This is a genomic window from Blautia glucerasea, from assembly GCF_020537505.1.
In the GTDB taxonomy this organism is placed as follows: domain Bacteria; phylum Bacillota; class Clostridia; order Lachnospirales; family Lachnospiraceae; genus Blautia_A.
Genome location: NZ_JAJBMO010000039.1, coordinates 1 through 17,501, shown reverse-complemented (window position 1 = coordinate 17,501; position 17,501 = coordinate 1). Strand labels below are relative to the sequence as shown.

The 17,501-nt window shown below is 38.7% G+C and carries 26 protein-coding genes and 3 pseudogenes; 12 read left to right on the top strand and 17 right to left on the bottom strand.

Going from position 1 to position 17,501, the window contains the following annotated elements; genetic code table 11:
- Positions 1 to 29: 29 nt before the first annotated feature.
- The 4 genes and pseudogenes from LIQ05_RS18475 to LIQ05_RS18460 form a co-directional block, all read right to left on the bottom strand.
- Positions 30 to 344, bottom strand: coding sequence for an SdpI family protein (locus LIQ05_RS18475; RefSeq protein ID WP_226822814.1), 315 nt, complete (start codon positions 342 to 344; stop codon positions 30 to 32).
- 31 nt (positions 345 to 375) lie between these two features.
- Positions 376 to 474, bottom strand: a pseudogene (locus tag LIQ05_RS20450) (GNAT family N-acetyltransferase); the annotation flags it as partial.
- A gap of 21 nt (positions 475 to 495) precedes the next feature.
- Complete coding sequence (locus LIQ05_RS18465) at positions 496 to 1,848, bottom strand: sensor histidine kinase (protein WP_209292840.1); 1,353 nt, start codon at positions 1,846 to 1,848, stop codon at positions 496 to 498.
- Entirely contained in the window at positions 1,845 to 2,519 is a 675-nt protein-coding gene (locus LIQ05_RS18460; RefSeq protein WP_107001140.1) for a response regulator transcription factor, read from the bottom strand. The genes LIQ05_RS18465 and LIQ05_RS18460 overlap by 4 nt, the downstream gene beginning before the upstream one ends.
- 156 nt (positions 2,520 to 2,675) lie before the next feature.
- On the opposite strand from LIQ05_RS18460, the gene LIQ05_RS18455 reads away from it, so the two are divergent.
- A complete protein-coding gene (locus tag LIQ05_RS18455; protein ID WP_209292839.1) occupies positions 2,676 to 3,155 on the top strand; it encodes an entericidin EcnA/B family protein in 480 nt (159 codons plus the stop codon).
- Positions 3,156 to 3,243: 88 nt separating this feature from the next.
- Here LIQ05_RS18455 and LIQ05_RS20785 read toward each other — a convergent pair.
- The 9 genes and pseudogenes from LIQ05_RS20785 to LIQ05_RS18415 all read right to left on the bottom strand — a co-directional run.
- Positions 3,244 to 3,306 (bottom strand): annotated as a pseudogene (locus tag LIQ05_RS20785) (arsenate reductase ArsC); the annotation flags it as partial.
- Entirely contained in the window at positions 3,299 to 3,982 is a 684-nt protein-coding gene (locus LIQ05_RS18450) for a DUF5714 domain-containing protein (RefSeq protein ID WP_055057108.1), read from the bottom strand. The pseudogene LIQ05_RS20785 and the gene LIQ05_RS18450, both read right to left, overlap by 8 nt.
- A gap of 129 nt (positions 3,983 to 4,111) precedes the next feature.
- A complete protein-coding gene (locus LIQ05_RS18445) occupies positions 4,112 to 5,020 on the bottom strand; it encodes a radical SAM mobile pair protein B (RefSeq protein ID WP_226822813.1) in 909 nt (302 codons plus the stop codon).
- Positions 5,008 to 5,697 carry a radical SAM mobile pair protein A gene (locus tag LIQ05_RS18440; protein ID WP_226822812.1) on the bottom strand — a complete coding sequence of 230 codons (690 nt, stop codon included), beginning with the start codon at positions 5,695 to 5,697 and terminating at the stop codon, positions 5,008 to 5,010. The genes LIQ05_RS18445 and LIQ05_RS18440 overlap by 13 nt, the downstream gene beginning before the upstream one ends.
- Positions 5,694 to 6,131: a radical SAM mobile pair system MarR family transcriptional regulator gene (locus LIQ05_RS18435; RefSeq protein WP_209292836.1), complete on the bottom strand. Its 438-nt coding sequence runs from the start codon at positions 6,129 to 6,131 to the stop codon at positions 5,694 to 5,696. The genes LIQ05_RS18440 and LIQ05_RS18435 overlap by 4 nt, the downstream gene beginning before the upstream one ends.
- A gap of 115 nt (positions 6,132 to 6,246) precedes the next feature.
- Positions 6,247 to 6,561: a DUF3784 domain-containing protein gene (locus LIQ05_RS18430; protein ID WP_005342838.1), complete on the bottom strand. Its 315-nt coding sequence runs from the start codon at positions 6,559 to 6,561 to the stop codon at positions 6,247 to 6,249.
- 54 nt (positions 6,562 to 6,615) lie between these two features.
- Entirely contained in the window at positions 6,616 to 7,011 is a 396-nt protein-coding gene (locus LIQ05_RS18425) for a DUF6483 family protein (protein WP_004614494.1), read from the bottom strand.
- A gap of 25 nt (positions 7,012 to 7,036) precedes the next feature.
- Positions 7,037 to 7,462 carry a GNAT family N-acetyltransferase gene (locus LIQ05_RS18420; protein WP_226822811.1) on the bottom strand — a complete coding sequence of 142 codons (426 nt, stop codon included), beginning with the start codon at positions 7,460 to 7,462 and terminating at the stop codon, positions 7,037 to 7,039.
- On the bottom strand, positions 7,459 to 7,659 hold the full coding sequence (locus LIQ05_RS18415; RefSeq protein WP_015541494.1) for a hypothetical protein: 201 nt from the start codon (positions 7,657 to 7,659) through the stop codon (positions 7,459 to 7,461). The genes LIQ05_RS18420 and LIQ05_RS18415 overlap by 4 nt, the downstream gene beginning before the upstream one ends.
- 185 nt (positions 7,660 to 7,844) lie before the next feature.
- Here LIQ05_RS18415 and LIQ05_RS18410 point away from each other — a divergent pair, with 185 nt between their 5' ends.
- The 6 genes from LIQ05_RS18410 to LIQ05_RS18385 are packed head-to-tail and all read left to right on the top strand — an operon-like array spanning position 7,845 to position 11,570.
- Positions 7,845 to 8,231: a plasmid mobilization protein gene (locus tag LIQ05_RS18410; protein ID WP_195409528.1), complete on the top strand. Its 387-nt coding sequence runs from the start codon at positions 7,845 to 7,847 to the stop codon at positions 8,229 to 8,231.
- Positions 8,209 to 9,762 (top strand): relaxase/mobilization nuclease domain-containing protein, encoded by a 1,554-nt coding sequence (locus LIQ05_RS18405; RefSeq protein WP_226822810.1) that lies wholly within the window; start codon positions 8,209 to 8,211, stop codon positions 9,760 to 9,762. Before LIQ05_RS18410 ends, LIQ05_RS18405 begins: the two co-directional genes overlap by 23 nt.
- Positions 9,763 to 9,791: 29 nt before the next feature.
- Positions 9,792 to 10,118 carry a hypothetical protein gene (locus tag LIQ05_RS18400; protein ID WP_029471619.1) on the top strand — a complete coding sequence of 109 codons (327 nt, stop codon included), beginning with the start codon at positions 9,792 to 9,794 and terminating at the stop codon, positions 10,116 to 10,118.
- Complete coding sequence (locus tag LIQ05_RS18395) at positions 10,105 to 10,884, top strand: FAD-dependent thymidylate synthase (RefSeq protein ID WP_101872518.1); 780 nt, start codon at positions 10,105 to 10,107, stop codon at positions 10,882 to 10,884. The genes LIQ05_RS18400 and LIQ05_RS18395 overlap by 14 nt, the downstream gene beginning before the upstream one ends.
- A complete protein-coding gene (locus LIQ05_RS18390; RefSeq protein ID WP_040015613.1) occupies positions 10,874 to 11,287 on the top strand; it encodes a dUTP diphosphatase in 414 nt (137 codons plus the stop codon). Before LIQ05_RS18395 ends, LIQ05_RS18390 begins: the two co-directional genes overlap by 11 nt.
- Positions 11,288 to 11,291: 4 nt before the next feature.
- Entirely contained in the window at positions 11,292 to 11,570 is a 279-nt protein-coding gene (locus LIQ05_RS18385; RefSeq protein ID WP_005334794.1) for a helix-turn-helix domain-containing protein, read from the top strand.
- Between the two features lie 130 nt (positions 11,571 to 11,700).
- Here LIQ05_RS18385 and LIQ05_RS18380 read toward each other — a convergent pair whose 3' ends face one another.
- The 4 genes from LIQ05_RS18380 to LIQ05_RS18365 form a co-directional block, all read right to left on the bottom strand.
- Positions 11,701 to 12,129 (bottom strand): hypothetical protein, encoded by a 429-nt coding sequence (locus LIQ05_RS18380; protein ID WP_005334795.1) that lies wholly within the window; start codon positions 12,127 to 12,129, stop codon positions 11,701 to 11,703.
- Between the two features lie 204 nt (positions 12,130 to 12,333).
- Positions 12,334 to 13,527, bottom strand: coding sequence for a site-specific integrase (locus LIQ05_RS18375; RefSeq protein WP_226822809.1), 1,194 nt, complete (start codon positions 13,525 to 13,527; stop codon positions 12,334 to 12,336).
- Between the two features lie 78 nt (positions 13,528 to 13,605).
- Positions 13,606 to 13,809 (bottom strand): excisionase, encoded by a 204-nt coding sequence (locus tag LIQ05_RS18370; RefSeq protein ID WP_002610247.1) that lies wholly within the window; start codon positions 13,807 to 13,809, stop codon positions 13,606 to 13,608.
- On the bottom strand, positions 13,809 to 14,819 hold the full coding sequence (locus LIQ05_RS18365; protein WP_008788613.1) for a replication initiation factor domain-containing protein: 1,011 nt from the start codon (positions 14,817 to 14,819) through the stop codon (positions 13,809 to 13,811). Before LIQ05_RS18365 ends, LIQ05_RS18370 begins: the two co-directional genes overlap by 1 nt.
- A gap of 547 nt (positions 14,820 to 15,366) precedes the next feature.
- On the opposite strand from LIQ05_RS18365, the gene LIQ05_RS18360 reads away from it, so the two are divergent.
- The 5 genes and pseudogenes from LIQ05_RS18360 to LIQ05_RS18345 all read left to right on the top strand — a co-directional run bounded on the left by LIQ05_RS18360 (position 15,367) and on the right by LIQ05_RS18345 (position 17,245).
- A complete protein-coding gene (locus LIQ05_RS18360) occupies positions 15,367 to 16,002 on the top strand; it encodes a helix-turn-helix domain-containing protein (RefSeq protein WP_003127055.1) in 636 nt (211 codons plus the stop codon).
- 140 nt (positions 16,003 to 16,142) lie between these two features.
- Positions 16,143 to 16,232 (top strand): annotated as a pseudogene (locus LIQ05_RS20445) (conjugal transfer protein); the annotation flags it as partial.
- A 144-nt stretch (positions 16,233 to 16,376) separates the two neighbouring features.
- On the top strand, positions 16,377 to 16,691 hold the full coding sequence (locus tag LIQ05_RS18355; RefSeq protein WP_003127054.1) for a DUF6442 family protein: 315 nt from the start codon (positions 16,377 to 16,379) through the stop codon (positions 16,689 to 16,691).
- 1 nt (position 16,692) lies between these two features.
- Positions 16,693 to 16,902, top strand: coding sequence for a helix-turn-helix transcriptional regulator (locus LIQ05_RS18350; protein ID WP_003127053.1), 210 nt, complete (start codon positions 16,693 to 16,695; stop codon positions 16,900 to 16,902).
- A 13-nt stretch (positions 16,903 to 16,915) separates the two neighbouring features.
- Positions 16,916 to 17,245, top strand: a complete 330-nt coding sequence (locus tag LIQ05_RS18345; protein ID WP_003127052.1) for a hypothetical protein — start codon at positions 16,916 to 16,918, stop codon at positions 17,243 to 17,245.
- Positions 17,246 to 17,501: the final 256 nt, after the last annotated feature.

The following is a 17,501-nucleotide window of genomic DNA, read 5'->3' as shown; positions in this document are numbered from 1 at the left end:
CAGTAGTCTTATTGTACTCTGAGGTATTTTCAAATTTCAACGTCTACGCTTTTTATTATACAGGAAGCTCCTATACTCCCAACACAATCTTCATTTTTTCCAATCACTAAAAGCATGAATATTACTGTTATCGGCAACATAACCATTCCACAGACATACCAGACTTTACCACAATATTTATGAGCAAATTCCCATGTGTCTTTGTTCTTCATAGACATCGAAGTCCGATATCCAAATACTGAATTTATTTCCTTTGGAGCCTTTTTTATAAAATATCTTCCAAAACCAATCATCGTAAAAGGAAGAAGCAAATCCATAATCAACATAAAAATCCAAAACCCCATTGTAAACCTCCTTTACTACAAATCCCGATTTCTATTTTCGTTTCCATAGCATAGTGTACTCTTTTTCACCAGTAGCTTCATCCAAACCTTCACATTGAATAATGAACCCTTCTCTTTGGTAAAAAAAAATTGGATATACAGCGATAGCTCCTTATATTTTCGGAAATCGGAAAATAAAACTCGTTCCGATACCTTCGATACTTTCGACGTGAATGGTTCCATTGTGGAGATTTACAATCAAACGCACCATAGAAAGGCCGAGTCCGGTACCGCCATTTTCTCTGGAACGGCTTTTGTCTATGCGATAGAAACGCTCCCAGATTCTGTCCAGGTGTTCCTCACTTATTCCAATACCATCATCTTTCACTTCACCGACAATCTGGTCATTTTCGACCTTCAGGATAACATGGATATGTCCATTTGTTTTTCCGTAATTGATGGCATTGGTTATTAAATTCATCATCATACGCAAAATCAATGTCTGGTCGCCGTTCATAAATAAGTCGTCCTGCTTTTGCAGGATGATCTCAATATTTTTTTCCTGTGCTTTTGTCTGCAGTTCTTCTATTACAAGTTCGCTTAATAATCCAAAATCCAGTTTTTCCATCAGATGTTGCTCATCCTGTTCGTTTCTGGCAATCATTAACATTTCGCTTGTCAGCTTTGACATTCGTTTTGCCTGCCTTAAGATGACTGCAATCTCTTCCTTATCTTCCGCAGATAAGTTTTCATTTTCCAATAAGTACTCACACTGGGAAATGATAACAGCAACGGGAGTCCGCAGTTCATGGGATACGTCTGATGTGAATTGACGTTCCTTCTCAAACGAAAATTCCAATCGCTCAAACATTCCGTTAAATTTCTCCGACAATTCGTATAATTCATCTTTTGCTTTTGGCAGAGACAATCGTTTGGAAAGATCTTTTCCATTGCTGATGTTTTCAACTTCATCGCAGATAAAATCCACCTGTCTCAATGCCCGCTTGATCATAAAATATCCGATGACTCCGATCAGAATAATGAGTAACGGGAATACAATCAACAGCATTTTCTCGGATGTCTGCATGAAAAGTTCTATAGAATGTACGGAGGTAATTCCTCGTACCCACATTTCCTCATCATCACCGTAAGTGTAAACGCTGTCATATATCATCCATTTTCGATTTGATCCGGTTATCATTCGCGGTGTATTCGACTTGAGGATAGTTTCTTCTGGAAATTGGGTTGGAATCGTTCCATAAAGTAAGCGTCCGTTTTTGTCATAAATACAAAACATAATACCGTCATCGTAAAATTCAGTATCGCCGTCAAGATAAAAGGAATCATCCTGAAAATTAATATTTGAAGAGAAACCGGTCACTGCGGCAATGATTTCTTCTTCTGTCGCAGAAATTCCAACCTTATCCACAAAAAGAAGGACGAGAACTAAAATAGTCCCAAGAACTACGGCAATGATTCCGGTGTACCATAGCGTAATTTTTTTCTTGATTGTCAGCTGTTTCATTCATTTTCCCTCATTACATATCCGACACCGCGAACAGTGTGGATGAGTTTTTGTTCATATTGTGCATCGATTTTTTTTCGCAAATAACGAATGTATACGTCGATCACATTGGAACCACCTTCAAAATCAAAGTCCCACGCATTCTGTTCAATCTGCTGTCTTGTCATTACGATATTTTTGTTGCGCATAAGACATTCCAGAACCATAAATTCTTTTGCAGAAAGATCAATTTCATTTCCGGCTCTTGTAACCTTTCTTGTGTCACGATCCAGAATAAGATCTGCTATTTTTAGTTGATTGGATGTAAATTGTGGCTTTCTACGCATCATGACACGGATTCTTGCAAGCAGTTCTTCAAATGCAAATGGTTTGATCAGGTAATCATCGGCACCAAGATCCAGTCCTTTGACACGGTCCTCAATGCTGTCTTTTGCTGTCAGTAACAGAACCGGTGTATCATCTTCTCGTTGCCTTAATTCTCTTAAGATTTCATATCCATCCTTTCCCGGCAACATGATATCAAGAATAATACCATCGTAGGAAGTCATATCGATATAATCCATCGCTTCCAGACCATCCCCACAGGCATCTACACTGTAATGTTCCTTGACAAGCCTTTTTTTGACAATGTTTCTTAAATCATTCTCGTCTTCTACAATCAGTAATCTCATAATGTAATTATTATAATACCGATCATTTTCGTGTGCTAGAGTCCTTTTTTCATTTTTTGAAATTACTATTTGTTTTAATCTTTTTTTAATCTTCCCCCTATATGATACATATAACAGCAAAAACAAAACACCCAAGAGCCGAAAGGAGAACATGTTATGAAAAAATTATTAGTAGTTTTATTATCCCTCACATTAATATTTGCTTTTACAGGCTGCACTTCATCCAATAATGAAGCTACAGAAGATATTAAGACCCAGGAAGTTGTAACATCAAATACAGATGACGGTGATGATAACATCAGTAACACAGAAAATGCAGCAGAGAATGTGAACGAAAAGGACTATGATTTCTCTTCTTATGAAGAAGAAATCTGTAATATAACAAAAAGTGTAAACAATGCAAAAACATCTACAAATGCATCTGAGAATCACGAACAATTCTACGCTTTGAAAAAACAGGTAGACGCAGTCGATGACGAACTGGATAAACTTGATGATGAATTTGAGTATGCTTACCAAATGAAAGAGATTAGCTTCGAGACATACAAAGCGAGAGAACGCGCGATTGAAAAACTGGAAGATGAACTGGAATTAGCAGAAGAAGCGCTGGAAAACAAATACAGCATTGATGATTAATTCCATCTGGACTACAAGAATGTGGCAGAACTTTCTTAATTTCTAAAATCGGGTAGGAGGTAGATAATTATTTTATCTACCTGCATACCTCTGCAATCTGACTACGGCATGAATTATGAACACAGATAAATGCGACTTTTTTCTTATTCATGAAACGGACACCTCTCCTTAATACATTGGTTGTTCTTATCAGAATGAATACACTTTATAACAGGCTTTTCCATTTGTATGTTGAAATTCTCTGCCACATAGTCAATCGCTGAGATTATGGCTATATAGGAATCTCTTTTACAACATCTTGGTCCACCAATGCTCCCGATTGCGTCAAGTGCCTTAGAAGTCATTTTATTAGCCAAACCCCAAGGTTCATTTTTAAGTGGAGTCGCTCCTGAGATTATTGATATAAACATTCCTGTACTAATTCCGGCGCCACAAGCACCCCAGAATCCACATACACCGCCTGGAACAGCTTTTCCTCTATTCATCATTTCAAGCAGAGCTTCCGGCAAATCAATCTCACCACCTGCATTTTTATATGCGGTAAGAAGCGCTGAACCAACCATAACATGATGCTCTGGTCCATGCATATGACAGAACGGCTGTGCCATCATTCTTCTTATAATTTCTATCGGATTCTTAGATGTTTCACTAAGACATATGTCTATAATTACACCCATTCCTTTTGTATGGCATTCATTACATACATAATGACCCTGCTCACATCTAGTTTTGCTTAATTCCTTTTTATGGCATAACACACACTCCATCATTTCATCTTTTTCAAGATATATAAGTGGTGCTTTACATATAATACATTCTTCTTTCATTTCCTACCTTCCCAAAGCTTCAACAAATGAACTTGCCTCTCTTATTACTTTTTTGTTCAGAGAATAATAATGCCACTTGCCTTCCTTACGGTCATTTACAATCCCACAGTCAACCCCGCAAACATGAAATTAGCGATTTCTTTTTCCGGTATTCTCTGTCCCACGGATTTCCTCATGATAGAAATAATCTACGATCACCGGATGCCCCTGCGGGACTCTGCCATAAGGCATTTCATTATCCACAAAGGCACAATCATACTTCTTAGCCATTTTCTCAGCTTTTACTTCAAGTGCTTCAAAGTAGCTGCGGTTATGCTTGTTATAGATCTCGTCGTAAAGTGGTACAAGATCAGGATGTTTTCCGGCGATATAATCCATAATCGTCTTTTTGAAGCCGCCCCGAAGATTGAGGTTTTCGAGCCAGAACAGATCGCACTGATCCTTTACCCGCTCAAAGATGGCTTCAAAGTCCGTGATCCCGGGGAATACTGGGGATACGAAACAGACTGTACGAATCCCTGCTTCATATACCTGCTTCATAGCAGCGATACGACGCTCAACGCTTGAAGCAGAGTCCATATCGTTCTTGAAATTTTCATCTAGTGTGTTGATCGACCATGAAACGGTTACACGTCCAAGCTTCTTCAACAGATCAATATCCCGTACCACAAGATCCGACTTTGTGCAGATCAGAATATCTGCGTCACTGCCGATCAGCTGCTCCAGAAGTTTTCTGGTATTCCCGAATTGCTCCTCCTGTGGATTGTAGCCATCTGTCACAGAACCGATGACCACCCGCTGTCCGGCATATTTCTTCGGATTTTTAATTTCCGGCCAATGCTTCACATCAAGGAAAGTGCCCCATTCCTCCTTGTGCCCGGTAAAGCGCTTCATAAAAGAAGCATAGCAATACTTGCAGGCATGTGTACAACCCACATAGGGATTGACCGAGTAACCGCCTACCGGCAGACTAGACTTAGTCATGATGTTCTTTGTTTCCACCTCACGAATGAGGATTCCATTTATTACTTCTTCCATGATTTCTGTACCTCTAACACTTTATTAAATTCTTCCGGCATTTCCTGAATCATATTTTCATCCCCTATGATAGGGACAAGGTCTTCCTTCATAAACACCGGAATGCCGAGCTTATGTGCCTGGTCCGTCAGAGACCATGCCCATTCCGGCTCCGTATGAATCTTCCTACTCTGAGCTCCGGTCATGGTGCCGACAACGATCCAATTGATTACGGAAAGGTCAACTGTGCCGGGATCATCGAATAACGGCTCAAAGGTAACATGGTAATGTTTTGCTCTGACGTTTTTCCGAAGGGCGTCGATACGCCACCGTTCTGCTTTCCTCGTCACCGTAACGCCAAACCATGCGTTTTCCAGATCGGTATCAAAATCCAGCAAATCAGGTCGCTTGGTAAGGAACAGGAACTGATGCTGTGGATTTTCACGGATCTTTGCAAATACCTCGTCTCTCCATTCCGGCTTCCATCCAGAGAGATCGCTCATGCCGGTAAGAAGAAAGTTCTGCGGACGTTTCTTTTCCATCATCTTGAGCTTACCCGGAGAGAATTCAGGGTCAGCGAAATCATCAATCATATGCCAGCGTTTCACGTTGTTGCGGGCATAGCAATATGTACACCCCACTGTGCAGCCAATGACGATATTCATGTTCTGAATCTGATCTTTGATACAAATACTCATGACTTCTGCCACTCCTCAAGATTCTTTCTGATGCGGTCGAGACATTTCTCAAACCGGGTAATTTCTTCCTCTGAAAAACCTTTGTAGTAAATACTGCCCATCTCATCAGATACAGAATCGTACTCGCTCTTTAAGGCATGTGCTTTCTCAGTCAGAAACAGGAGTGTTTTCCTTTTGTCCGTTTCAGACTGAACACGGCTTATCAGCCCTTGATTTTCCATTCTTTCCAGCATCGTAGTAAGAGATGTTATCGCTAATCCGCATTTAGTCGAGAGTGACCTGATTGAGATACCATCCTCCTGCCACAGCACATAAAGAATACGTCCCTGGGCTCCATTAAACGCATCAATATTCTTTTCACTGAGAATCTTCTCAAAAATCCGGTCTCCAAGCTGTTTTATTTTGGTAACAAGAAATCCTCCATTCATTTCCATACAAAAGCTCCTATATAGTAGTTTATTAAAAACATACTATATAGGAGCTTTATTGTCAAGAGTTTATGTGTCTTAATAGGTAAATTCCATTTTTTTCAATTCTCCAAACAAGAATTTAACGTTCTCTTTTATGTCTATCAATAAGCAACAAAACGAACATAATAAGCCATATCCCCCATGCGATCCAACAGCCTATTCCTTGATATTGGATATCTATGATTATTCCAATAATAAAAGGAACTGACATAAACATCATTCTTTTTCCATATGCCTTACACATAGCATTCTCATCGTATTTCTTTCGTTCATCCGCTGATTTCATATTATAACCCGACAAGAATTTAGTAGCTTTTCCTTCTGATTTATAAAACCACATTCCAAACAAAAACATAATCACTGCCATCATAAAGTCAAAAACAATATAGAACATATAATACAATTTCTCCTTTCAGCCAATCACTCTTATCTCTTTGAATTTTCTACATTACTCTTCAGCTTTGACCAAACATAGCAAATCAGTATATCCTGACTGCATAAGTAATTGCTTAAAACCAGACATCACTTCTTCTTTTGTATAATTATTATTTTTCAAAAACTCACTATCCTTCTCACTAAGGTATTGGTAGAAAAGAGCTGCTGCCATTACCTCATTTCTGTCTGTATAATCAATGCTATCTAAAAGTATATTCTCTGCTTCGTTAATTTCCCCAGAATCAATCATATCAAGAAAATCTTTCAAATTTTTCCCTGATACTTCATATTTATTTTCTTTTTCAAGTTCAACAGAAACATACTTTTTCCCAAACATTAAAGAAAATAATACTCTTACCATTTCTTTTATCATTCGCATAATATAGTCTTTTTCGTCTGTGAAATACATTTTTCACCTCCATAACTTACGATTTCTATTTTCGTTTCCATAGCATAATGTACTCTTTTTCACCAGTAGCTTCATCCAAGCCTTCACATTGAATAATGAACCCTTCTCTTTGGTAAAAAGAAATTGCTCTGGCATTCTTCTGATATACATTTAATCGTAAGCTGACTTTTTTATTCTTAATATAATCCAATAAAAGTTTACCTATGCCACATGACTGCATTTCATCAGAGACAAAAATACCTTCGATATATTCATCATTTAGTCCTACAAATCCTTGTATCATTTTATCCACTTCAAGCACATAGACTTCGGATTGTGACATCATTTCTTTCACTAATTCATAATTACTTTTCCAGTATTGATTGGAAATAAAATAATGTGCTTTCAGATTTGTCTTTAACCATATGTCAGCAACTCTATTGATATCTCCGTTCAGCAACTTTCTAATCATAACAAATATTCTCCACAACTACATCCTTTATGCATTTTCTCTTTTTTCCATTCTATCACAAGCTCACCATTAATCATCAATTTTTTGATATTTTTTCTTTTCCCCCACTGTAAAACAGCCTCTGAGCGTTTCGTTATATAGAGGGATACAAATAAGAGCAAGATCCACCCATGTTTAACAGTATTGCCGTTTGGCATCCTGTCATCCTATGGGATTTATCTTGATGGGGATCTCCCCATACCCTCTCAATAACAGACGTTTCACTTGTCTGTTGGTTCCACCTGAAGGTGTTCACAGCACTATTTCTAATATCGGAAGGGACAGCCGATATTGAAATATGTGGACTCCCAGTGGGAGGAATAGTATCAACGGAAGGAGGAGTATGAGAACAAAAAACAAAGATAAAGAACTGAATCACAGACATTTTATAGGATTACGTCTTACAGATGTCGAACTGGATTTATTAGACCAAGGCGCTGCTTGTTTATCTATTAGCCGATCAGAATATCTGAGGAAACTTCTATTGGAAAAGCAAATCCATCATCAGATTGAAGTTGTTGCAGACATGAATGATCTCAGAAAACTGGTCAGTGAATATGGAAAAATCGGATCGAATCTCAATCAGATCGCCAAGCATTTTAACAGTGGTGGCAGTCAGTCTCGTGCTATAGAAAATGAAATCCATCAGTGCATCACGGACTTATTCCTATTGAGAAAAGAGGTACTGAAACTGGCAGGTGGTATGAATGGCAATCGTAAAACACATTAAAAGCAGAAATGCAAATTACTCGGCTGCTATCAATTACCTTCTGTTTGAACATGATGAAAAAACCGGGAAAAAGATTGTAGATGAATCCGGACGAAGCATCCTGCGAAAAGAGTTTTATATGGATGGGCTGAACTGTGATCCGATGTCTTTTGACAAGGAATGTGAACTGACAAATGCTCATTTTCACAAAAATAAGAAACGTGAAGATATCAAAAGTCACCACTACATTATCAGCTACGATCCAGCCGATGTGACAGAGAATGGACTTACCGGAAAGAGAGCACAGTCAATCAGTTTGGAACTTGCAAAGCAGATGTTTCCCGGATATCAGGCACTGGTAGTTACTCACACCGATGGCCACAATGAATCCGGAAATATCCATACTCATATCGTCATCAACAGTGTGCGAAAGACTGCAGTGGAAAGGCAGCCATATATGGATAAACCACATGAGGAAGTCGCCGGTTACAAGCATCGATCCACTGATAAATTCATGAACACTTTTAAGAAAACCGTCATGGATCGGTGCCAACAGGAAGGACTTCACCAGATAGATCTTCTTGCACCGGCTGAGAAAAAAATCACTCAGAAAGAGTATATGGCACAGAAACATGGCCAACAAAACCTGGATGAGATCAACCAGAAAATCATCGAAGATGGTCTCAAACCAACATCCACCGTGTTCCTTACACAGAAAGAATATTTGCGAAATGCAATTGATGAATGTGCTGCCACATCCAATAGTTTTGATGAATTCCAATCCAAACTTCTGGAACAATTTCAAATCTCTGTGATTGAGCATCGTGGCAGATACAGCTATCTTCATCCTGATCGACAGAAGCGGATTACTGAACGTGTACTGGGAACACGATATGGAAAAGAATACCTGGAACAGACTTTCTTACGCAAAGATCCATTGACCATTCTCTACGTCAGATCTCACCTGCGCCTGGTTGTAAATCTCCAGACAAATGTGAAAGCAATGCAGAGCCCGGCTTATGCTCATCGGATAAAACTTTCTAACCTGCAGCAAATGGCAAATACCATTATCTATGTACAGGAACATGGATTTGATACGCAATCAGATTTGAAAAACACACTGCTTGCATCAAAGCAGGAACTAAAAGAAATGCAGACACAGGTTGCTCAGCATCGTTCCGATCTAAGGATCCTCAATGATCAGATTCGTTATACCGGACAGTATTATGCAAACAAGGAAATTTATTCCCAATTTTCAAATGCAAAGTACAAAGGAAAGTACCGAAAAGAACATGCTAAGGAAATTCAGAAATATGAAGAAGCCAGAGATTGGCTGAGATCCTTTTATCAGGATGGAAAGATGACAAGCCTAAAAACTCTGACTTTACAAAAAGAAAAACTGCAACAGCAGATAGCTTCCGAAGAAGAAGCAATAAGCAGCTTGAAAGAAAAATTAAAAGATCTGGATACTGCCGATCAGAATGTTGATGCCATTCTTCAGATGCAGATTCCGGAACCAGTGAGATCAAAAACCAAAGATCTCGAACGATAATTATCACATAACAAAGGAGGAACTATCACATGACACAAGAAGAATTTAATGTTGTATTTGAACTTCAGATGAGAAAGTGTGCCGATATTCTGGCACATAAAAAGAAAGAATATACCGGTGACAATATTGACCGCCTCAGCGCATTCAAGATTGCTGCCGCATTACAGAACTGCGATCCAAAAGCAGCACTGGCCGGTATGATGTCGAAACATGTCGTATCCCTTTACGATATGTGTTATTCCACTCTGTTACATTTTGACATGGAACAGTGGGATGAAAAGATTACAGACTGCATCAACTATCTGATTCTTTTAAAAGCTCTGGTAAAGGAGGAACAGGCCTATGGATCACATTGAAACAGCTATCTTAAACTGCTATGGGATCCGGGAAGCAGAACAAAATATGGTCTTTGCTGCCAGACTCACACAACACGGTCATACGATCCAGAACATGGCAGATCTGATGGAGCTTTACCATCAGTCCTACAGTCAGAACACCGTAGAAAACATTGCAGGACTTCCCCATCCGACAGTACAGAAATTCATGGTCATTACCGTGGCTGTTGTCGGTGCAAGCAGACGCTTCCTGGCACAGATCACAAGGCATCAGAACGAAGTAAAGTACATGAGTGCATCTCTGCAGTACAGTAATTATTCCGGTCACGCTGCATTTGCTATTCCATATGGAATCATGAAAGCAAATAAAGAAATCCAGGATATTTACAAGAAAAGCTGTCAGTCAGATCTGGATCGTTATGCAGAGCTTTGTGAATTAGGTATTGATCATGATTCAGCCGGATATGCTACACCTCAGGGACTTCGAAACGTATTGATCATCAGCGCGACACCTTACCAGTGGAAGCATATGATTGGCCAAAGAACCTGCCGAAGAAATACGGATGAAACAAGGATTGTGATGCTACAGATCTGGCAAAGATTGTACAAATTAAGCCCAATCCTTTTTGCACCGGATCTTACCGGTCCATTCTGTCAGAGAGGAAGCTGCATGGAAAAACAGATGTCCTGCCAGAATCCCATTTCAAAGCTTTGGATACCGTCAGATATCTTAAAAGCAGATTATCCATTGCTCATCAGGAAGGAGGTGAGCAACCATAAAGATTAAACTGATTGACTTTGGTCTGAAAGCAGATCATCATCCCTTCCGGCCACATGAAAATGATGCCGGTGCTGATGTATTCATGCCTTATGATTGCGTATTAAAACCAGGTGAGGTTGCAAGAATTCCACTTGGATTTGGTCTCATCATCCCCGATGGATTTGCCGGATATGTCTTTCCACGAAGCAGCATGGCAGCAAAAGGACTGGTATGCGAGCTTCCACCGATCGACTCCGGTTACCGTGGTGAGATCCATGCCATTATCAGCAACGTAAGCACATCTTCTCAGACCATTCATAAAGACACACGCGTCGGTCAGCTGGTGATTACACCGGTCGTGATCGCAGATTTTGTTCTGGACCTTGGTAATGAACGAGGAACCGGGGCTTTTGGAAGTACAGGAGAATAATACTATGATTACATTTGGAAGAAAATTAAAACACTTAAGACAGAAAAATCATCTCACCCAGAAAGAACTTGGCATAGCTGTTGGATTTCCCGACAGCTGTGCTGATGTCCGGATTGCTCAATATGAAGGCGATGTCCGAACACCAAAAGAGGATCTTATGAAACTCTTCGCATCAACACTCGGTGTTCCGGTTGAACTCTTTACCGTACCAGTACTCTCAGAACCTAGAGAGTATGAAGCGGCAGAATATTGGAGGTATGAGTTAGGGGCGGAACTAGATTAATTGTCATAATACTGAAATGAGGCAACGGATTTTCCGCTGCCTCGCTTTTATCATTTTGAGGGTAATTGAAAATATCCTCCTGTGTTGAGCAATCCTCTTTTTCTGCGCTTTATCTGCATATCTATATATTTCATTTTATTTCTGTTCCATCGATAAAAAGCACATATTTATCCGGATTATGAACAAGATCATAATCTTTTCCATATTCAATTGGTCTAAATTCTATCTGCATAATGGATTCGCCATTTTCGATATCTTCTTTCCAAGAATATACGGTCATATCAAGGCTGGTTGCATATCCATGATCTGTAGAAAATTTTATTGAATGAAATGAATTCTCTTTATACATTTTTAAAAGCAGTCTTGCAAATGCTTCTTTATCAGAAATATTTTTTCTGTTAGCAACTACTGTAAGATTTTCATCTCTATTCATAGAAAAACTGCCAACTACATCTGGATCACCTTCTTTATACTTTAATAAGCTTTTTCCAATTATCATTCCAACAATAATCGAAAAAACGATAGCAACAAATACAAGTGTTATATTATTTTTCTTCATTTTATCAAGTTCCTCAGAATTATATATAAGTTCTTATAAATTATATATGTCTTTTTGACTATCTTTTTATATCTTCTCAAATGTCCGCAAAGCCTTATTTTATGGGCTCTACGGGCATTTTGCATTTGCGGTAAACCTCATATATCTAGGTCTATCTTCTTATATTTTCTCTATCAAACGTGGTTAAAATCGTGGTAAATACTTCTATGCGATTAGACGCTGAACCTCTGATTTTGCGGTATCTATGGACGCATGAGCGTACCAGTTCATTGTGATACTGATGTTTGAATGCCCCATGATATACTGTAAATCTTTCGGGTTCATGTTCCTGCCTGCCAATCTCGTGCAGAACGTATGGCGTAGCGTATGCGGTGTGATATGTGGCAGGGGATTGTCCTCGTGGTGTTTGTTGTATTTCTTTACCATACGGACAAATAAGGCGTTGTAATCAATCGCCACTTTGGGATTGCCTTTCGGATTGATGAACAGAAAATCTTTGTATCCGTCTATCTCTATCAGTTTCCCTTTTGTGCGTTTCCTTATGACCCGTTGAAATGCCTGTATCGTTTCTCTGCTTAATGGCACTTGCCTTGTTCCACTCTTTGTCTTAGGCGTTTCAATATAATAGCCCTGTTCCTTGTTTTTTAATAACTGGTGGTCGATAACCACAACCTCATTCTTGAAATCAATATCGGCTACTGTCAGTCCGCACAGTTCTGAGATACGAAGTCCTGTCTTTAACAGTATCAGCACATCATCATAATACTTGTGATACACGTTATCCGTCTTGATGAATGACAGTAAGGCTTGTTCCTGTTCCTCTGTCAATGCTACTTTCTCTTTGGTATCATTTTCTATGATTTCACTTAACTTGAAATTAAAAGGGTTCTTCCTTACACAATCGTCTTGTATGGCGATATAGAATGACGCTTTTAACGAGCGTTTATGGTTGTTAATGGTGTTATAGGAAAAGCCTTTGTCTTTCATGCGTAACGCCCATTCTTTAGCGTCAGAGGGTTTTATCGTATCAATGCTCCTAGCACCTAACTTGTCCTCTTTTAATAACCGCATAAGTTGTTCCCGCTGTTTTTGTGTGCTTTTCTTCACGTTTGCCCTCTGTGCGTTCTGTTTGGCGTAGAGTTGGCAAAGCGTCATTTTCTTACCTGTGCTGTCGATACCGTCCTCAATATCCCGTCTTATCTGCTGTTCCAGTTCTCGAAGTGAGGGTTTTTCCCGCTTTCCCTTTGGTGTCGGGTCTGTGGGTGTCAATCTCCAAGCATACACATATTTTGTGTTTCCAAATGCGTCCACATATTTATATAAGTATTTTCCGTCTGTTCGTTGGCTCTCTCCAGTATGCAGGATACGTCCTTTGCTATCCCGTCTTTTTTCTTTCATGGTGTCTGCTCCTTTCCTTGTTGGAAAGAGCCTTGATATGACTTGTGTTCATCATAACACATACAAGGCTCATTTGCATTAGATTGCGTCCAATTTATCAATGACCTTTTCAAACTGTCGGCGTTTAATCTGTATGCGGTTGCCATTCATAATGAGCCAGCCAGCGTCCTTGTTTTCCTCTGCCAATCGTCTTAGCTTGTTTTCTCCGATACGGAAATACTTAGACGCTTCTTCAATGGTAAGGGTGTATTTTTCCCATACGGGAATATCGTTGTTATTCATCAGATACCCCCTTTCCCTTGTTTCGTGTCATACTGGATATAGGGGATAAGGTCGGTGCGGTTTATCCTCTGTAAATGTGCAGTTAGTTTACTGGAAAGGGAAGTGCTGTATCTTGCCTTGTCAAGCATAGTTCCCACTTTTTCAAGTCCACCTAATGCGTCATGTTCTTCTAAGAAGTAAAAACTTTTGACAGCGGAAATCACGCCACCCTCTGTGAGCCATTGCTGTGTTTCTTCAAGGGAATTATATGGTTTTGATACTTGCAGTTTCAAGACTTCCACAGCCCCTAAAAAGCGTTCCCAAAATCGACACGTTTTCCATCGGCTCTTATTACTTTCATTTCTGTTTGCTACGACAAAACGTAGGTTGTTTGCCAATAGCCCGAAAGCCAATTCCCCAAGTTCCAGCGGTCTGTCCTTGAATGTCATGGCAAAGGCATGAGCCTTATCATCACGCAGTTGCATTTCTGTCCGTTTCCAACTGCCGACTTCATCAAGCGTCTTATTATATCTTGAACAGACTTCTTTATCCTTGTCATAAAAGCGGTAGGACAATCCCGACTTTCCAGCACCGATATAAACAGTCTTTGCGGTGTCGAAATCGTCAAACTTGCTTTCATCAAAGTGGTAGCCCTCACTATTCGAGATAAATTCCTCTTTTTCGCATTTCTTCTTTATCTGCTCTATGGTAAAGAATGGCTTTTCGTTCTTATCATCAATGGCAATATCAAGCCTTGTGAAATGGAAATTATCCAGTCCGTATCTTCGCTCACAATGTTTGAACATATCCCCAAAGGTATAATTCCTACTGTCGAGAATACGGAAAATATCATCACACCCTCTGCCAGTCATAACAAGATAACAGCCTAGCCCTTGTGGGTTGTCCTCTGTCTTTCTTGCGTCCCCTGATACATAAATATCTCCAATCTGCCAGCGTGCTTGATAAGTCTTGAATTTAACGCTTGCCGGATAGACATTGAAAATGTCAGTCGGTAAACCTAAAATGTGCATGATGACATCTTCTGCGGTTGCGGTTTCAAATACAATGCTGATGTAATCAATCTTAACGGATAAATTTTTGTGTGTAGTTATAGTGCATTACTCCTTTCGTACTTCCCGTTTTTTTGCGGGGTAAAAATCGTGTTTTTTCCTTTATTTATCACAGTTTCTAGGTACTATGACATGTATGCGCAGGGCGGTGTTACATATACGCCCTTTATGAACGCCTAAAGGCGTTCCCTTTCTTCCTGTGTCTGATCCGTTCTTAACGCTCACGAGCCTTGTAAGGCTCGTGGCTAAACGGAACAGCCCCAGTCAGAAACCTTATTTTCGGTCTGATAGTCCATGCTTATTCATGCTATCAAAGTGAAAATATATCTTTTCTATGCTTACTCAAGCGTGTGATTAACCCTAGCGTGCTTAATCACTCTATCTAACACGATAATAACGCCATTAGAATTACTTGTCAAGAAGTTTTTGTTGACTTTTAGATATATATTAAGTATGATATGCTTATAAATACCAATAAAAGCAATGAAAGGAGTGTTTATACTAAGTCATGGAGCATTACGAAAAGAAAATCAGTTTCTTAGGAGAGAACATACAGACCATAAGAAAACACAGAGGAATGAAACAACAAGAACTTGCGGACAAAATCGGTATCAATATGCAGAGCCTTTCCAAGATTGAACGAGGTGTGAATTATCCTACCTTTGATACATTAGAAAAGATAATGGACGTGCTGGGTGTAACGCCCAATGAATTATTATCGGGAGAATGGAAGTATGTTAATCAAGCCGAAAAGGAAGTCTGTCAGTTTTTAAGAATTGAAGAAAGACTAAATGCAGAACTGAAACATGGGCATTATGACAATTTCTTTGACAGCGAGGAAGAATGGCTGGAATATGAGTTAGAGAAGTTACGGGAATATATTACCGACTACATCAACGGGAAAAGCATTGTAGCGTCCGACCTTTACCCAATCAAAGAATTTATCCAGCATTTGAAATTTCAAAAACTGTTAGACCGCTATGATGATTTATACAGCATGGATATGTTCGGGGAAAGCATAGAGGGGCATAAATATAGGACACCATATCAAGTCGTAAAAATGATAAACCCCAATTCAAAAGAAGATATGGAATTATTACGGGAAGTATTGAAAAATAACCATTTTGATGATGAGGACGAATAGCTTTTTTCCTCTTTGTAGAAGATACAGCAAACAAAAAGCCCAGTAAAGAGTGCAAAGCACCACCAATGGTGGCAAGGCTCTTGACAGGGCTTTTTCTTTTCTGTTTCTGGCAGACAAGAGGAAACAAGGTGTAGTGTCATGAGTTTATCGACAATCAGACAAAGGCGACGCAAGTATCACAGTATGAGCTTATGCTCCATAAGGATAGTAACTGGAAAATTGTAACATAATTATTGACGGCGTATAATCTCATGGAAAAAAATACGCCGTCATAAAATAATAAGAAAACAGTATAAAAACATTGACTTTTAGAGATTGAGTATTATAATAAAAATGACAAGTATACTTGGTATTTTTGGAAAGGGGTAATATAAATGGATAAAGAAAAAATACTGTCACAAAACAAAAAAGATAACTTATATCTTGATGAGTATGAAAAACACATTAAACTTAAAGGGAAATCTTTTGGGCTAATGTTTGTGTTGCTTGTCTGCATTTTAATCTTTGTTATTAAGGTTATTTGTAAAGAACCTTACAATGACATAATGACAATTATTTGGTCGGTAGCATTTGGATATATGAGTTATGAAGCATATCTTTCAAGAAGTAAACCTAAATTTGTTACTGCCCTATTCTTTGTCCTATTTATGTTGTATTACTTTTATAAATTTTTGACAGCAGGTTTGTAATATGAACGAACATTTAATTTTAAAAAATAGATTAAAAGAGGTGCGAAAAGAAAAAAAATTATCGCAAACGGAATTAGCAGAAATGGTTGGAGTTTCCCGTAACACAATAAGTTCTATTGAAACAGGACAGTTCAATCCAACAGCAAAATTAGCATTAGTGCTTTGTATAGCTTTAGATAAAAAATTTGAGGAATTATTTTATTTTGATTAAGGAGTGTATGATTATGGAAATAGAAGAAGTGGTTGTTGAAATAGTTATGGGATTGTTTTTATTATTTTTATCTTATCAAGTGGGTATAAAAGAAAATATTACTTTCTTACATAGTTATCATTATACACATCTCAACCCAAAAGATAAAAAAGCGTTTACAAAAAGAATAGGAATAGGTTCTCTGCTGGTTAGCATTGGCGTTATTGCTATGCCGATTATCAATTTAATCTCTCATTCTGAATTAGGCTACTACATAGGGCTTACTTTGATTGTTGTAGGAGTGTTTTATATCATATTCATCATTGTAAAATACAACGGAAAACTTATTAGCTTTAAAAAGTAGAATTGAGGTATGAATATAATAGGAATAAAAAAACGAGATATAAAAAGGCGTTAAAGTTTGAAATCAAATGAAGTAATCAACGGAATAAACAAAGAAAATATAGGGAGAGGCACAGTTATTTGTGCTATCTCCCTTAGTCGTTTTATCATCATATCAAGGCTCATTCAATCGTGGTAAATTCGTGGTAAAATGAATGGTTTTTGAATATTACGGTGCGGCAGAGCCGCCAGTCCGGTGTGGCGAGAGCCACCTGTCC

Coding starts and splice junctions, on each gene's coding strand:
- LIQ05_RS18475 (WP_226822814.1), bottom strand. CDS start 344: ATGGGGTTTTGGATTTTTATGTTGATTATGGATTTGCTTCTTCCTTTT.
- LIQ05_RS18465 (WP_209292840.1), bottom strand. CDS start 1,848: ATGAAACAGCTGACAATCAAGAAAAAAATTACGCTATGGTACACCGGA.
- LIQ05_RS18460 (WP_107001140.1), bottom strand. CDS start 2,519: ATGAGATTACTGATTGTAGAAGACGAGAATGATTTAAGAAACATTGTC.
- LIQ05_RS18455 (WP_209292839.1), top strand. CDS start 2,676: ATGAAAAAATTATTAGTAGTTTTATTATCCCTCACATTAATATTTGCT.
- LIQ05_RS18450 (WP_055057108.1), bottom strand. CDS start 3,982: ATGAAAGAAGAATGTATTATATGTAAAGCACCACTTATATATCTTGAA.
- LIQ05_RS18445 (WP_226822813.1), bottom strand. CDS start 5,020: ATGGAAGAAGTAATAAATGGAATCCTCATTCGTGAGGTGGAAACAAAG.
- LIQ05_RS18440 (WP_226822812.1), bottom strand. CDS start 5,697: ATGAGTATTTGTATCAAAGATCAGATTCAGAACATGAATATCGTCATT.
- LIQ05_RS18435 (WP_209292836.1), bottom strand. CDS start 6,131: ATGGAAATGAATGGAGGATTTCTTGTTACCAAAATAAAACAGCTTGGA.
- LIQ05_RS18430 (WP_005342838.1), bottom strand. CDS start 6,561: ATGTTCTATATTGTTTTTGACTTTATGATGGCAGTGATTATGTTTTTG.
- LIQ05_RS18425 (WP_004614494.1), bottom strand. CDS start 7,011: ATGTATTTCACAGACGAAAAAGACTATATTATGCGAATGATAAAAGAA.
- LIQ05_RS18420 (WP_226822811.1), bottom strand. CDS start 7,462: ATGATTAGAAAGTTGCTGAACGGAGATATCAATAGAGTTGCTGACATA.
- LIQ05_RS18415 (WP_015541494.1), bottom strand. CDS start 7,659: ATGCCAAACGGCAATACTGTTAAACATGGGTGGATCTTGCTCTTATTT.
- LIQ05_RS18410 (WP_195409528.1), top strand. CDS start 7,845: ATGAGAACAAAAAACAAAGATAAAGAACTGAATCACAGACATTTTATA.
- LIQ05_RS18405 (WP_226822810.1), top strand. CDS start 8,209: ATGGCAATCGTAAAACACATTAAAAGCAGAAATGCAAATTACTCGGCT.
- LIQ05_RS18400 (WP_029471619.1), top strand. CDS start 9,792: ATGACACAAGAAGAATTTAATGTTGTATTTGAACTTCAGATGAGAAAG.
- LIQ05_RS18395 (WP_101872518.1), top strand. CDS start 10,105: ATGGATCACATTGAAACAGCTATCTTAAACTGCTATGGGATCCGGGAA.
- LIQ05_RS18385 (WP_005334794.1), top strand. CDS start 11,292: ATGATTACATTTGGAAGAAAATTAAAACACTTAAGACAGAAAAATCAT.
- LIQ05_RS18380 (WP_005334795.1), bottom strand. CDS start 12,129: ATGAAGAAAAATAATATAACACTTGTATTTGTTGCTATCGTTTTTTCG.
- LIQ05_RS18375 (WP_226822809.1), bottom strand. CDS start 13,527: ATGAAAGAAAAAAGACGGGATAGCAAAGGACGTATCCTGCATACTGGA.
- LIQ05_RS18370 (WP_002610247.1), bottom strand. CDS start 13,809: ATGAATAACAACGATATTCCCGTATGGGAAAAATACACCCTTACCATT.
- LIQ05_RS18365 (WP_008788613.1), bottom strand. CDS start 14,819: ATGCACATTTTAGGTTTACCGACTGACATTTTCAATGTCTATCCGGCA.
- LIQ05_RS18360 (WP_003127055.1), top strand. CDS start 15,367: ATGGAGCATTACGAAAAGAAAATCAGTTTCTTAGGAGAGAACATACAG.
- LIQ05_RS18355 (WP_003127054.1), top strand. CDS start 16,377: ATGGATAAAGAAAAAATACTGTCACAAAACAAAAAAGATAACTTATAT.
- LIQ05_RS18350 (WP_003127053.1), top strand. CDS start 16,693: ATGAACGAACATTTAATTTTAAAAAATAGATTAAAAGAGGTGCGAAAA.
- LIQ05_RS18345 (WP_003127052.1), top strand. CDS start 16,916: ATGGAAATAGAAGAAGTGGTTGTTGAAATAGTTATGGGATTGTTTTTA.